This is a genomic window from Bifidobacterium sp. ESL0798 (assembly GCF_029395415.1).
Taxonomy (GTDB): Bacteria; Actinomycetota; Actinomycetes; order Actinomycetales; family Bifidobacteriaceae; genus Bifidobacterium.
The window spans coordinates 1,632,022-1,645,938 of the sequence record NZ_CP113914.1 but is presented as its reverse complement, the minus strand read 5'-3'; the positions used below and the strand labels follow the sequence as shown (position 1 = coordinate 1,645,938).

Below are 13,917 nucleotides of genomic sequence, written 5' to 3'. Positions count from 1 at the left end.
GGTCAAATGTGGTGGCGGGTCAGCGCTTGGTTGAAGAAGCGGTATTCGTGCTCGGTGGAGCCTAGGGCGGCGTCCATCATCCGGCGGTAATCGGCCATGGTGGCGTCGGCGGCGAGCCGGTCGCAGATGCGCAACTCCTCGAGCGTGCGCGAGGCGAAACCGGGGTCGGCGTACATGCGGATCCACAGGCCGTAGGGGTGATGGTCGAGGTCGAGCCGACGTTCGCGCACCTGCCGCGCCATTTCCTGACCGACCACGGAATAGACCCAATAACATGGCATGACCACGGCTACCAGTGCCGAGTATGAACCGGTGTCGGTGAAGCGATGTTCGTGGCCGAGGTAAGCGGCGGTCGTCTCGCTCATCGGCGCGCGTTCGACGCCGAAACCATGCTCCCGATACCATTGCCTGTGGAATGTCAGCCCTTCTTCAAGACCGTACGAGGCGGCGTCGGCGAAGAACGCGCGTTCGTGCGGGTCGGCGGCGCGGCTGCTCGCCAGCGCCAGCAGCGAGGTGTAGTCGGTCAAGTAGATATCGTCCTGATGCAGGTAGAACGAGAAATCCTCGAGCGGCAGCGTTCCGTCAAGCATGCGTTCAAGGAACGGCATCGTGGCGATGCGTTTGCGGATTTCGGTAGAGCGACGCCAATAATCCTCGGTAAAGCTCAAACCCGTAGGGGAGTGCTGCCAGGTGAAATCGACAGGCCCGTGCCCGCGTCCGACATGCAGGCCGTCGGCGGCTGCGATGGCACCGGTCATCCACGCCTTGGCCCGTTTCGCGGTTTCGACCCAATCGCCGCACTGCGGTCGCAAGGCCGCCAGCGTGCTGGAAAGCGTATCGCCGGTGCCGTGCACGTTTTGCGTTGGTACTGCTGTACCTTCGATGCGGGTGATGGCTACTGAGGTTTCAGGTTTGAAAGGGCGATCTGCAGAATCGGCTGGATTGATCGGTTTGGCTGATTTGCCTAAAGTCGGGTTGTCTAATTTGTTGGTTCTGATAGTTGCACCGTACGAGTTCGGTACTGCGAGGATATCGGTGCAATCCTTGTTGCCACAGAGGGCCAAAGCGCCGCCTTTCGCGTAAACGACAACGCCAAAGTGAACAGCTACGGATTTTGTCAGCCGTTCCATTTCCTCATAGGAACGTGGAGCTTGGGGAATGGTGTGACTGGTTTTGGCTGCGTGAAGTGTAGCATTATCATCGTCTGATGGCCTGTTTCCAGCACTTTTGTTGCTCGAAACTTCGTTGTCTAATTCTGTCTTTTTGCCCATTGAGTCAAGTGCGGCCAGTTCCATCGCATTCGGTGTGATGATATCGGCCATAGGGACCAACGTCGCCAGCGCCCGCTCGGCCTCCGGGGTAAGCAGGCTGTCGCCGGACTTTGCGTACATCACCGGGTCGAGCACGACGGTTGGCTTGGCTTTGCCGCGAGTCCTGTAATCGTCCAGCAGTGCAACCAGCCAAAGACGTACGGTGTCGACCAGTTCCGGTGTGCCGAGCATGCCGATTTTCATGGCATCGATATCCGCGTCGTCGCTCACCGCCTTGAGTTGTGCGAGCAGAAACGACGGCTCGACGTTGACGATGTCGGTGACGCCTTGCGTGTTCTGCGCCAGAATGCTGGTCATCGCCGCGTAGCCGAAGACGCCTTGTGCGGTGAACGCCTTCATATCCGCCATCGTGCCGGCCCCGCCGATCGGGTCGGAGCCTTCGATGGAAAGCACGCGCAGGCGCGAGGGCTTGGCGCGGCCCAGATCGTTGTCGTAGCGCTTCTGCATATCGAGCAGCTTGGTAATGGCCTGTGCAGAACCAGCATTCAGTGCTTCTGTCGTATTTTTGGTTTCTAGGGCTTCAGAAATACCAGAATTCTGAATGGAATCGAAGGAATCGGCTGTATCGGTCATTATCACAATCTTTCCTTGTCTAGTTTTCAATATTGCGCCATTGCCAGGCGTGGTCCATTGGCCCCGAACCGGCACCGAGGTCAAGGCCGGCAGCGATGCAACCCGTGAGGTAGTCTTTGCCGCTTTGTATTGATTCGGTCAGTGATTGGCCCTTTGCGAGCCCCGCTGCGATGGCGCTGGAAAGCGTGCAGCCAGTTCCGTGGGTGTTCGGGTTGACAATGCGTTCGTGACGGAACCAGGTTATCCGCCCGTTGTCTAATAACAGGTCGTTGGCGCCATCGTGCCCATGCCCGCCTTTGACAAGCACAGCACAGCCGCCACAATGCCCGCCTTTGACAAGCACAGCACAGCCGCCACAATGCTTTGTGATACGTCGTGCGGCTTCAATGGTGCTCGCTTCATCATACGTCGTGCGGCTTCAATGGTGCTCGCTTCATCATGTATGGTTCCAGACGCGTTTTCGACGGTGTTGCCAACATTCGTGGTTTCAGGCATGACTTGGGGATTGGCGTCATTGGCAGCGTCACGAGATATATCGAAATTTGCCAATACTTCGGTTTCAGGGATGTTCGGCGTCACCAAAGTGGCTAGCGGAAGCAACTTCGTGCAAAGCGCATCAATCGAACTTTTGCTGCTCAGTCGGTCGCCGCTGGAAGCGATCATGACCGGATCGACCACGATGTTGGTGGCGTGAAAATGCCGGAGTCGCTCGGCGATGACCTCGATCAGCTCAGCACTGGGCACCATACCGATTTTGACGGCATCCGGCCGAATGTCCTCGAATACGGCGTCGATCTGCGCGGCCAAAAGCTCAGGGGAGGTGGCGGCGCTGGCCCGCACCCCCGTGGTGTTTTGCGCGGTCAACGAGGTGATGGCGCTCATCCCGTACACGCCGAAGGCCATGAACGTCTTGAGATCGGCCTGTATTCCGGCTCCGCCCGACGAGTCACTTCCTGCGATGGACAGCACTGCCGAGAGCTTGTAGGGGTGAGCGGCTGTGGACATCGCCATCGGTGAGCCATCGACAGATAGGTTATGTGGCATTTCAGCCACGTTTCGAGCGCGAGGTGTTCCACGAATCCACCATGGCCTTGGTGGTCGCTTCCGGATCGTCTGCTCCGGCGATGGCCGAGACCACGAACCAGCCGGCAGCCTGCGTCTGGGCCAGGTCCGGCAGGTCCTCCAGCTTCACGCCTCCGCCCACGACGATGGGGTAGTTCGATTCACGGCACAGCGCGTTGATGGATTCGGTGTCCTGGGTGTGGCGCTGGTGGTCGGCACCGATGACGATGCAGTCGGGTTTGGTGGTGCTCGGATGCAACGGGCCCGCGCCGATGTAGTCGATGGTGTCGGCGGGCAGAGCGTTGGCGGCTTTCACTTCGTCCAGCACCTTGCAGCTTAAGCCGATGATGGCGTCCGGTCCGAGCAGCTTGCGTGCCTCAGTCGGATTCAAATCGTCCTGTCCGATGTGCACGCCGTCGACTTTGATGCCCATATCCCGGCACTGCCAGGCGGCATCCACACGGTCGTCGATGACCAGCGGCACGGATTGCGAGGCACCGGCCTGCGCGATGACTTCGGCGCTCTGCCGCGCGATTTCGGTGATGTCTCTGGCGTCTCCGGGCTTGACACGAATCTGGACGAAGGTGATGCCACCGGCCAAGGCCTGTTGCACGATGTCGGGGACAGGCCGCGATTTGGTGTCTGCCGGGCCGAGCACGAGGTAGGAACTCAGGTCGAAGTTCTTGCGCATGGATGCAGGGAATACTGAATTATTTGTAGTCAAAATTTATTCGATTCTGTAATAGGTAATAAAATATAGACTGTATGGATTTTTTAATTACCCCGACCATATGAATGTAGGGCAATCAAAGAAGGTGGCTTCAGCCGAGAATCGGTGAGGCGGCGATTTGCTCGGGTGTGGTCGACCACAGGCCGTCGAGGAAGGCGACCTGGAATGAACCCGGGCCGTGCGAATTGGACTCGCCGGTCTCGCTGGCACGGTTGTAGAGGGCGCTCGCGGACAGTGCCGCGGTCAGAGGATCGGCAACGGCCAGATAGGTTGCGGTCACACCGCCAAGCGAACAGCCGGCTCCGGTGATCTTGGTCATCATCGCGCTGCCGCCGGGCAGACGATAGGTGTGCTCGCCGTCGGTGACGAGGTCGGTTTCGCCGGAAACAGCGACCGCGCCTTGGCCTTGTGCGTCGGACTTGGCGATGAACCGTGCAAGTGCCTTGGCGCTGGCCTCGGCCGCCTCGACGTCATCGGCGGATTCCACACCCACCGGTCCGCTGGATTGCTTTGAAGCGTCTTTTTTGCCATCCACGGCATCCTCATCCAGCGGCAGCTCCCACATCTCGCGCAGTTTGATGATCTCGGAAGCGTTGCCGCGGATGATGGTCGGCGGGGCCGCCTTGAACGACTTCAAAATGGCGGTGCGTGTGGTGCCCATTCCCGCAGCCACCGGATCCAACACCCAGCGATGGCGATCGGCGTGGAATTTCTGCGTGATCTGGGCCAACGCGTCCTTGTAGAACGGCAGCAACGTGCCCACGTTGATATAGCTGGCCCCGCTTGCCGCTTCTCCGCCCGCGATGTCGTCAGGCAGGAAGCTCATCGCCGCGGTGCCGCCCGCTGCCAGCTGGGCGTTGGCGACCAGATTGATGGTCACGAAGTTGGTGAAGGACTGGGCCAGTGGCGTGGTGTCGCGCACCGTCTGCGCGGCCTTGCGAATGAGCTCGCGCAACGGGTCGTTCGCCGCCAAATCGTTGAGATTACTGAGATTGCTGTTTGCTGATGAGTATGCGTCATTGACCATATTCGCGTCTCCCTACGATGGTATTAACCAACAGGTTCCAAGGGTCGAGCATTGTGCCCGTCTCAACTTGCGTGACCGCCGCAGCGGCTTCGCAGGTTCCCCTGCACTTACAGCTCAAGACGCTATGTCCTTCATTGGACAAGATGGATTCCCAGTCATCGGGATGGCCGGTTTCTGTGATATATCACCACGGTATATTCTGGGGTTTGTTGTTGATAGAGACAGGGAGTGTGGGATGGGTTCAAGAGTGCGTTATTTTGATATCGCCAAGGGAATTGCCATGATTGGCGTTGTCCTTGGCCATAGCATTCTTCTGGTCTCCCCGATGGGCACCGTCTCGAACTGGCTCTACATCTTCTTTTTCTCGTTCCATATGCCGTTGTTCTTCCTGCTTTCCGGGTATTTCATGCATCCCGATCGCCGATTCGTGTGGCGCAAGGAATCAAGGGAATTGCTGCTTACCTACGTCATCACGGCAGCCATGGTGGTGCTTCTTCACCTGGTTGTTGCGCTCCTGACCCATCGTGACGTTGCCGGCATCGTCGGTGGTTGGACGGTGGCCGCGTTGTACGGTTCGGGTTCCGATATGACCAATACCCTTTTCCCTATGTCGCGCTACATCGGTGCCATATGGTTTCTTCTGGCGTTGTTCTGGGCGCATCTGCTGGTTCATGTCGCTTACCGTCTTCCGGCCACTCCGTTGTGGGTTCTTGTCTTTTTCGCTTGCGGCTATGTGTCTTCGCGTTATGTCTGGTTGCCGTTGAGTGTGCAAGCGGGTTTGACAGCAACGCTTTTCGTATATTTGGGATGCCTGGCAAAACGCTTTGATATCGTCGGGATTTTCCGCCGCTGGCCCGTCCTTTGGTTTCCCAGCGCGCTCGTCTGGGGCTTGGCGATGTGGAAATTCACCGCATTCGGCTTGGCGACGAACTCTTATGGGCAGACTCCGCTGCTTTCGATTGTCGGGTCGATAGGCGCCACGTTATGCATCGTCGGCGTCTCCGCGGTCATTGACCGCTGGATTCCTTACCTGAACAAGGCTTTGGCGATGATTGGCAGGTACACGCTTCCGGTTTTCTGTGCGCATCTTCTGGAGGAGGATGACCTGCCTTGGGGCACCATCGTCGAAAGGCTTCAGCCGTTCGTTGGCTACCAAGCGGAGCCGTTTGTCATTTTGCGGCGCGCTCGGTTCTGATTGCGGTGATGGTGCTGCTGCTCTATCGAATCCCGAGGATCAACGTCGTTTTCTTCCCCTCGTTGGCCAAGAAGATTGCGGCATCGAAATCTTGAGTGTTCCTTGAACTGACGGTTTATCGTTGTCTGGTTTTGTAGGCTTGTCTGTTTTGCGGCGTCCGATTGAGGTTTCCTGAGGCTTTCTGATACTTCCTGATAATAAAAAGCCGTCGCCTTCCATTACCGTAATTGGCTGAAGGTGACGGCTTGTGAATGTTGATATACCTGTGATTACCAGCGCACGGAGATGCGCTCGCGGTCATGCGGATGCTCGGTTTCGATTTCGTCGACCATGGCGATGGCGTAGTCGGCGTAGCTGATGGCGCTTTTGCCGTCCGCGTCGGTGGTGTAGTCCTCGCCCGCAAGTACGTAATGTCCGGTGCGCTCGCCGTCGGCCTGGAAGTCGCCGGCAGGGCTGATATAGGTCCAGTGCACGTCGTCGCGGCGGCGTAGCGCGTCGAGCGCCTTGCCCATTGCCAGCGGCACGCCTTTGATGGTGTCGGGGAACGAATCCGAAAGCTGGGCCGTGTGTTCCTTGTTGGTGTAGAGGCTTCCTGCACCGCCGACGACCAGCAGCCGCGTGTCGGTACCGGAAAGAATATCGGCCAGATATTTCAGCGAGGTGCTGTATTCGTCGAATTTTGCCGGATCAAAAACACCGAAAGCGTTCACCACCGCGTCGAAACCTGCAAGGTCGGCAGCGGTAAGATCATAAAGATCCTTGACAATGGCGTGTTGCGCCTTAGTTTTGTTCTCGCCTCTCACGATGGCGGTGACGTCCATGCCACGGTTGACGGCTTCTTCGACGATCAGGCGTCCGGCTTTACCATTGGCGGCGACCACTGCGATTTTCTTGCTCATGATTTGTTCCCCTTTATAGCTAATGAATGAATGTAAATAAATGCCGATTTACTTGGCGACCTTGAAACCACTGGTCCACTGGGTGCCGCCGTTCATAGCCAGCACCATCTGCAGGGCGCCGAAGCCCTCCATGTACGATGCACGCTTCAACGGTCCGGCATCCACGAAGCGCAGGTCTGCGCCCTCGACGATGGCTTGCAAGGCTTTTTCGCATCCTCGCTGTCGGAAGCGGCCATCACCGTGGTTGGCGCGCCATCGTTCGTTCCGCTGACCAAGGTTGCGGCGAAATCGGTGTTGAACGCCTTGATGACCTTGGAATCCGGCAGTTTCGCTGCGAGTTCTTCGGCAGCTGAATGAACGCCTTGCGGCAGAGCCAGGTCCATCGTGCTGAAATCGACGGGGTTGCTCGGGTCGACCACGATTTTGCCGGCCAGTTGCGCGCCATATTCGTCGACCACGCTGGCTTCGGCGGGGTAGGGCAGCGCCAGAATGACGATGTCGCCGGTGATTTCCTCGCTCCAAACGGAGGGTGTGACGCCCGGAATGGCTGCGGCCTTGGCCTTGTCGCGGTCGATGACCTGTACGTCGGCGCCCGCCGCGACGCCGATGCCTGCCACGGCTGCCCCGATGTGTCCTGATCCGAAAACGGTGATGCTTGTCATGATGTGCTCTTTTCTTTTGAAAGCTATATGAAGAGATGCAACGGTTCCGTATGAACCGGAATCACGTCATACACTGTGGTTTCACTCTACCGAAGAACGGTGTGGAAAGACGTGAGTTACTTTCAACGCTTAGAGATACGGGGGATTTGGTGTAAGAAGACGAATTAAATGGTGAAAATAGTTGATAATATACGTCAATAAATAGCTGTGTTCACTAAACTTGTTTGGATATTTTCGCTGAATATTAGGTGGCCTATTGAGGTTGTCAGCGTGCAACTGTCGAAGTTTGGCGAAAGCGTCTGATAATAGGTTGGCACGGGTGTGCGTTGGGGTAAAGTAGCATAACTGAGTTTGGTGCGACAAAAGACACGACGATTAGGCAGGCGGGAAATTCGTGCTACAGATCAAAGACATCAGCAAGCAGTACAAGACCGGCGATTTCGTCCAGAAGGCGCTCGACCATGTGAGCCTTACGTTGCGCGACAACGAATTCGTCGCGATTCTCGGGCCGTCCGGCTCGGGTAAGACAACACTGCTCAACATCATCGGCGGACTTGACCGTTACGATGACGGCGATCTGGTGATCAATGGCACGTCGACCAGCAAATACAAGGACCGTGACTGGGACTCCTATCGCAACCACACGGTCGGCTTCGTCTTCCAGAGCTACAATTTGATTCCCCATCAGACCATCCTTTCCAACGTCGAGCTGGCGCTTACGATTTCCGGCGTCTCGCGCAAGAGTCGCCGCCAACGTGCTGTGGAGGCTCTGAAAAAAGTCGGCCTGGGCGAGCACATCAACAAGAAACCGAATCAGCTTTCCGGCGGCCAGATGCAGCGTGTGGCGATCGCCCGGGCGCTGGTCAACGATCCGAGCATCGTCCTGGCCGATGAGCCAACCGGTGCGCTCGATTCCGAGACGAGTGTGCAGATCATGGATTTGTTGAAGGAAGTGGCACAGGACCGTCTGGTGGTCATGGTCACCCACAACCCCGAGCTTGCCCATCAATACGCCAACCGTATCGTCGAACTCAAGGACGGCGTGATTCGCGGCGATTCACGCCCCGTCGAAGCCGAGGAAACGGGCGACGAAAAGCCTGCCGTCCATCGCACGATGGGCAAGGCCTCGATGTCCTTCGCCACTGCGGTCGCCCTGAGTTTCAACAACCTCAAAAGCAAGAAAGCCCGCACGATTCTGACTTCCTTCGCTGGCTCGATCGGCATCATCGGTATCGCGCTGATTCTCTCCGTCTCCACCGGTGTGAACCGCTATATTGCCGACATTCAGAAGGAGACGCTGACCTCGTACCCCATCGAGATCAACGAGCAGACCTTCGACATGAACAAGATCATGGACACGGCCCAGGCCAGCGCAGACGCTAGGAAGAACGACTCAGGCAAACACCGTACGGGCATTTACCCCGACGATTCCAGCATCAAAGGCGCCTCGTCGATGACCTCCGGCATCACCACCAACAATCTGAGCCCCTTCAAGAAGTTCCTCGACAAACCGGGCAACGACGTGCGAAAGTATGTCGGCGACGTCGGCATCCAGTATTCCTACGCCCCCAAATTCTCGGTGTTCACTCACGATTCCAAGGACACGCTCGTTGACGTTGATGGTGTGAAAGTCGGCGGCCCGCAAGGCATGCAGAGTGCGGCCAGCACCATCGCCGGGCTCAACTCATCCTCCGGTGATATCTCGAGCCTGCAATCCAAACAAATGGCGATGTTGACCGGCAAAACCGACGCCAACAAGGCTCCTGACGCGTTTGCCGAGATCATGCCCGGTGAGCACGCCGACAAGCAGCCCATCAGCTCGGTGATCCGCGACAACTACCGGATGGTCAAAGGCCACTGGCCCAAGGCGAGCGATCAGGTCGTCCTCGTGCTTGACAAGAACAACCAGATGCCGCTGACCCAGGTCTACGAGCTCGGCCTGCTTCCTGCCGCCGATTACAACGACATGATGAACCGGCTCAACAGCGGTGAAAAGGTCAAGACCGACACCAAACGCATCGATTATTCCAAAGCGATGAACCAGTCGCTGACATTGTTGCCCGCAGCCGACCAGTACGTCAAGGGTTCCGACGGACGCTACAAGTATGTGGGCAACGATGCCGACCAGATCGGCAAACTCATGGATTCCGGGTCCGCGGTGAAACTCAAGGTCGTGGGCGTCATCCGGGCCGATGCGAACGCCAAGACCACGCCGCTGGCACCGGGAATCGGATACACGCGCATGCTCACCAACCAGCTGATTGACCACGCGAAATCCAGCGAGATCGTCGCCGCGCAGCAAGCCGATCGCACCCACAACATCCTGAACGGCATGACCTTCGCACCCTCCGATGACGCGACGAAGGCCGCCAACGCCAAGGCCTACGTCGCCTCGCTTCCCGTCTCGGACCAGGCGAACATGGCCAAGACGCTGATGACCCAGGCTCCCGGCGGCATGGGTGCGGCAAGTGCCAACCAGTCCGCCGACGTCACCAAACAGCGTGCTGCCGCCGCGGCCGCCGCAGGCAATGCCGCCGTTGCCAGCAACCCGCAAGAAGCGATTGCCGGCATGGGCGAGCAGCAGGTGGCACAGGCCTTCAGCAACTATCTCGCCACGGCGCCCGAGAACGTACTGGTCTCGATCTACAACCAATACGTGTCCACCGGCACCTACTCCGGCAATCTCGCCGATTTCGGCGTCATCGGCCGCGACGCTCCGAGTTCCATCAAAATCTATGCCGACAGTTTCGATGCCAAGAACGATATCGAGGACGCCATCAAACGCTATAACGACGGCGCCAAGAAGAAGGACCGCATCGTCTACACCGACTATGCGGGCCTGATGATGAACTCGGTGACCACCATCATCAACGTCATCACCTACGTGCTGATCGCCTTCGTCGCGGTCTCGCTGGTGGTCTCCTCGATCATGATCGGCATCATCACCTACATCTCCGTGCTCGAGCGGACCAAGGAGATCGGCATCCTGCGTGCGATGGGCGCTTCCAAGCACAACGTTTCCACGGTGTTCAATGCCGAGACGGGCATCATCGGCCTGTGTGCCGGGGTAATCGGCATTGTGGTCACGCTGATCTTGATCGTGCCTGGCAACGCGGTGATGCATCACTTCATGGGCACCGACCAGGTCAACGCCGCCTTGCCGCTGACCGGTGCGATCGTGCTGATCGTCCTGTCGGTGGTCCTGACGCTGATCGGCGGTCTTATCCCGTCGCGCAAGGCCGCCAAGCAGGACCCGGCCACAGCACTGCGCACGGAATAGCCTGATCTCCAGCTTCAGCTTGATGCAGGAAGCGGATTGCTTGCACATGCTACGAAGCTGAAAGGTGCGGAGAAAAAAATAGTAGTTTGGCCCGGTCTGCGTATGAATGACGTACGCAGACCGGGCCAAACTGATGAAAGCTCTATGCTCGAAGATTATTCTCCAGCAGTTTTAAGTTCCTTGCTGCGCTTGGCTGCAGCGGCCATGGCCAAGGAGCTGACGAAGTTGACCGGTTTGTCGAAGTTGGGCTGGAAGAGCATGTCGGTACCGGCGAGCTGGTCAACGGTGAATCCTGCCTGAATGGCTACGGAGATGAGGTTCGCGGCCATGGAAATGTCGTGCTTTGCCGCAAACTGGGCGCCGAGAATACGGCCGGTGATGCGTTCGTAGACGATGGTCGCCGTCACGGGAGTGGTGGAAAGCATGAATTCCGGACGATAATTTTCCCGTATGGTGGCGGCCTGCGCGTCGATGTGACGACGATTGGCCAGATCGAGGGTCATTCCGCTGGAAGACATCGACAGGTCATAGAGCTGGATGGCGCTGGTGGCCTGTGTGCCGGCGTATTGCTTGGTGGGCTCTTCGATGTTTTCGCCGATCAGCAACGCTTCACGAATGGCGTTGGTGGCCAAGGGGCGGTATTCGTCGCTGTTGGTCGGGTTGAAATGCACGGTCGCGCAGTCGCCGGCGGCAAATACGTCATCGAGAATGTCGTTTTCAGGCGTGGCGGCACGCATGTATCTGTCGACGATGATGGCACCATAGCCCAACGTGCGCAATTGCGAGGAGACAAGGGTGGTGTTCGGCACGAAGCCGGCACCCATGACGGCCAGGTCGGCGGTGTATTCCCCGAGCTCGGTAACGACGGTGACGCCGGAACTCTCAACGCCGTCACGGTTGGTTTCGGGGCGGAATGCGACGACTTTCTGATTCATGGCCAGTGTGACACCATGGTCCCGATAGGCTTCCTCGGCCTGGCCGGTGACGTTTTCGTCGTAATTGTTGTCGAGCACATGCGGCAGAGCATCGACGAGCGTGACCTTGATGCCGCGGGTGCTCAGCTGTTCGGCGAGCTCGCAACCGATATATCCTGCGCCGACCACTACGACCGATTTGATGCTCTTCGTGCGTTCGACGATGCGCTTGCCGTCGTTGTAATCCTTGCACAGCATCGCCCGTCCGCTCTCCAGCGCCTCGCGCAGGCCTTGGATAAACGGTGTGGCAGGAGAGGAGCCGGTGGTGATGACCAGTTTATCGAAGCGGTATTGTTTGGATTTGCCGGTGTCGAGATCGGTGGCGTCGAGTTTCTTGCCTTTGACGTTGATGTCGTTGACTTCATGGCGCATGTGCATGTGCGCGCCGGCCTTTTCGAGCTCTTCCGGTGAGCTGTAAAACATCTTCTCCGTGCTGCTGACATGGTTTCCGGCCCAGAGGGCGATACCGCAGGAAAGGAAGGAGATGTTGTCGTTCTTCTCGAATACGTCCACCGTCCAATCTGGATGATTGCGAAGAATGGAAGTGGCAGCAAACGTTCCGGCGTGTGTGCAACCAATGACGGCGACTGTAGTCATAACAACTCCCTCTGATAATTCCTCAATGCCATGTTATACTCCAAAGGGGTAAAAACACTGGCTCTTCTAATATGATAGTCAGAAGGCTCGACGAATGCCTTGCAAACGTGGATTTATTAAAACGTTTTAAGTTTTATTTTGTTTTTAAATTTTGACTCGAAAGTCAACGATATCTAAGAGTTTAGCAGATTTTTAAAAAAGCTGTTTGACTTTTTACATGTCAAATCTCTTTTATTGAAAGTAAAAAACGTCGGAGAATATTACGACATTTATATAATCGATGTATATATAAGTTTATTTGTCAGATTTGTGGATTATTTTGATTTCCGAATGATATCCAGGCAAACGGATACCGGCAATGAGAATGGGGTCGATCATGGCGAAAAAGAAGAGTTCGTTTACCGTCTCCACACTGAGCGTCGCTGTAAGCCTGTTTGCCGGCGGTGCGTGCGGGTCATTGGTGCGACTGGCGTTGAGCGTGTTGCAGCCGGCCGATGCCGCTTGGCCGTTCATGACCATGGCCATCAATCTCACTGGGGCCGTGTTCCTTGGATTCATCACGGCGTATATGGCGCAGCTCGGGCCGGATATCGGCCTGTGGAGGGTGACGAGACTTGGGCTCGGCACCGGTCTGATCGGCGGGTACACGACGTATAGCACGTTCATGCTCGAAGTCGCCAAGCGCATCAGGGGCGGGCACGTGGGCGTGGCCCTCTCGTATCTTTTGGGCAGCGTCATCTTCGGCCTGTTGTGTGCGTTGCTCGGTCTGGCGATTGGAAAGGTCGTCGGTAGGCGTCGGGTCAGGCTCAATGCTTTGGTGCCTGTCGCCGGCGGGAGCCAGCGGAATGATCGTGACGTCGCTGACGGGAGCAAGGGCCAGTCCGGTGCGAATGCTTCTTCTGTTCCCGTAGATTCAGGGAACCCTGTGGCATCCGTCGGTACTGCCAACGCTGTTGAATCAGATGGACCGGCTGAGCCCAACCGTGGCCCGTTGGTAGGTGTTGCGTTCGTTCTCTTCGCCTGCGTCGTTCTTCTTGCGTTGCTGGCCAACCGCCATTACTGGCAAAACGTTGCCGCTTTCGGCTTGCTTATTGCCGCGTCGTTTATTGGCGGTATGGGGGCCTTCATCCGATACAGCGTCGATGCCTGGGTCAATAACCGTGTCCATTCTCCTTTCTCTTGCGGCACGATTGTCGTCAACCTCACCGCCTGCCTGGCAATGGGCCTGATAGTCGGCTGGTGTGCGACGCACGCGGGCACGTCGGCGCTGCAATACCTTCTGGCATCAGGGTTTCTCGGCGGTTATTCCACCTTCAGCACCGCCAGTGTGGAGGGTGCGAAGCTGATGCTCGGCGGCAAACCGGGTTGGGCTTTCGTCCATACGGCAGGGATGATGGTCGCCTCCCTTGCGTTGCTGTTGCTAGGCATGCTTGTCTAGCGCTTCTCTTGCTTATCAAAACTTGACGTTGTCAGCCCGGTTTTGCTGTTTCCGTTTGGCGTGTTTGGCTTTTGGATCCGATGATTCGATGCCTTTCGTGTGCCTGGACGGTGATTGTTTTCGTCAGTGTTGATTATCCGCAGAAAGTG

11 protein-coding genes and 1 riboswitch are annotated in these 13,917 nt (G+C 57.3%); of the genes, 3 read left to right on the top strand and 8 right to left on the bottom strand.

Translation table 11 applies throughout. The annotated features are described in order from the left end of the window. Positions 1–2: 2 nt before the first annotated feature. From OZX74_RS06930 to OZX74_RS06910, 5 genes are all read right to left on the bottom strand, one after another. Complete coding sequence (locus OZX74_RS06930; RefSeq protein WP_277156215.1) at positions 3–1,904, bottom strand: bifunctional hydroxymethylpyrimidine kinase/phosphomethylpyrimidine kinase; 1,902 nt, start codon at positions 1,902–1,904, stop codon at positions 3–5. A gap of 19 nt (positions 1,905–1,923) precedes the next feature. Next, positions 1,924–2,247 carry a bifunctional hydroxymethylpyrimidine kinase/phosphomethylpyrimidine kinase gene (locus OZX74_RS06925; protein WP_277156214.1) on the bottom strand — a complete coding sequence of 108 codons (324 nt, stop codon included), beginning with the start codon at positions 2,245–2,247 and terminating at the stop codon, positions 1,924–1,926. After that, a complete protein-coding gene (thiD, locus tag OZX74_RS06920) occupies positions 2,160–2,909 on the bottom strand; it encodes a bifunctional hydroxymethylpyrimidine kinase/phosphomethylpyrimidine kinase (RefSeq protein WP_277157452.1) in 750 nt (249 codons plus the stop codon). Before thiD ends, OZX74_RS06925 begins: the two co-directional genes overlap by 88 nt. Positions 2,910–2,949: 40 nt before the next feature. Further along, a complete protein-coding gene (gene thiE, locus OZX74_RS06915) occupies positions 2,950–3,690 on the bottom strand; it encodes a thiamine phosphate synthase (RefSeq protein WP_277156213.1) in 741 nt (246 codons plus the stop codon). Positions 3,691–3,787: 97 nt separating this feature from the next. After that, the gene (locus OZX74_RS06910) at positions 3,788–4,723 is read right to left on the bottom strand and encodes a hydroxyethylthiazole kinase (RefSeq protein ID WP_277156212.1); all 936 of its coding nucleotides are present in this window, start codon (positions 4,721–4,723) and stop codon (positions 3,788–3,790) included. Beyond that, a riboswitch (TPP riboswitch) is annotated at positions 4,715–4,836 on the bottom strand. It overlaps the preceding gene by 9 nt. 122 nt (positions 4,837–4,958) lie before the next feature. Between OZX74_RS06910 and OZX74_RS06905 the strand changes: the two genes are divergently transcribed. Continuing rightward, a complete protein-coding gene (locus tag OZX74_RS06905) occupies positions 4,959–5,918 on the top strand; it encodes an acyltransferase family protein (RefSeq protein ID WP_277156211.1) in 960 nt (319 codons plus the stop codon). Between the two features lie 269 nt (positions 5,919–6,187). Here the strand turns inward: OZX74_RS06905 and OZX74_RS06900 are convergent, their stop codons facing one another. Together OZX74_RS06900 and OZX74_RS06895 are read right to left on the bottom strand one after the other, a co-directional pair. Next, positions 6,188–6,817 (bottom strand): NAD(P)H-binding protein, encoded by a 630-nt coding sequence (locus OZX74_RS06900; protein WP_277156210.1) that lies wholly within the window; start codon positions 6,815–6,817, stop codon positions 6,188–6,190. 146 nt (positions 6,818–6,963) lie between these two features. Further along, a complete protein-coding gene (locus OZX74_RS06895) occupies positions 6,964–7,479 on the bottom strand; it encodes an NAD(P)-binding domain-containing protein (protein WP_277156209.1) in 516 nt (171 codons plus the stop codon). A gap of 394 nt (positions 7,480–7,873) precedes the next feature. On the opposite strand from OZX74_RS06895, the gene OZX74_RS06890 reads away from it, so the two are divergent. Beyond that, the gene (locus OZX74_RS06890) at positions 7,874–10,759 is read left to right on the top strand and encodes an ABC transporter ATP-binding protein/permease (RefSeq protein WP_277156208.1); all 2,886 of its coding nucleotides are present in this window, start codon (positions 7,874–7,876) and stop codon (positions 10,757–10,759) included. A 155-nt stretch (positions 10,760–10,914) separates the two neighbouring features. Here the strand turns inward: OZX74_RS06890 and OZX74_RS06885 are convergent, their stop codons facing one another. After that, positions 10,915–12,330 carry an FAD-dependent oxidoreductase gene (locus OZX74_RS06885; protein ID WP_277156207.1) on the bottom strand — a complete coding sequence of 472 codons (1,416 nt, stop codon included), beginning with the start codon at positions 12,328–12,330 and terminating at the stop codon, positions 10,915–10,917. A gap of 376 nt (positions 12,331–12,706) precedes the next feature. On the opposite strand from OZX74_RS06885, the gene OZX74_RS06880 reads away from it, so the two are divergent. Continuing rightward, the gene (locus tag OZX74_RS06880) at positions 12,707–13,768 is read left to right on the top strand and encodes a CrcB family protein (protein WP_277156206.1); all 1,062 of its coding nucleotides are present in this window, start codon (positions 12,707–12,709) and stop codon (positions 13,766–13,768) included. Positions 13,769–13,917: the final 149 nt, after the last annotated feature.

Bases quoted from the DNA above. Each gene is read 5' to 3' on its own strand.
- OZX74_RS06930 (WP_277156215.1), bottom strand. From the start codon at position 1,904: ATGACCGATACAGCCGATTCCTTCGATTCCATTCAGAATTCTGGTATT.
- thiD (WP_277157452.1), bottom strand. From the start codon at position 2,909: ATGTCCACAGCCGCTCACCCCTACAAGCTCTCGGCAGTGCTGTCCATC.
- OZX74_RS06910 (WP_277156212.1), bottom strand. From the start codon at position 4,723: ATGGTCAATGACGCATACTCATCAGCAAACAGCAATCTCAGTAATCTC.
- OZX74_RS06905 (WP_277156211.1), top strand. From the start codon at position 4,959: ATGGGTTCAAGAGTGCGTTATTTTGATATCGCCAAGGGAATTGCCATG.
- OZX74_RS06900 (WP_277156210.1), bottom strand. From the start codon at position 6,817: ATGAGCAAGAAAATCGCAGTGGTCGCCGCCAATGGTAAAGCCGGACGC.
- OZX74_RS06895 (WP_277156209.1), bottom strand. From the start codon at position 7,479: ATGACAAGCATCACCGTTTTCGGATCAGGACACATCGGGGCAGCCGTG.
- OZX74_RS06885 (WP_277156207.1), bottom strand. From the start codon at position 12,330: ATGACTACAGTCGCCGTCATTGGTTGCACACACGCCGGAACGTTTGCT.
- OZX74_RS06880 (WP_277156206.1), top strand. From the start codon at position 12,707: ATGGCGAAAAAGAAGAGTTCGTTTACCGTCTCCACACTGAGCGTCGCT.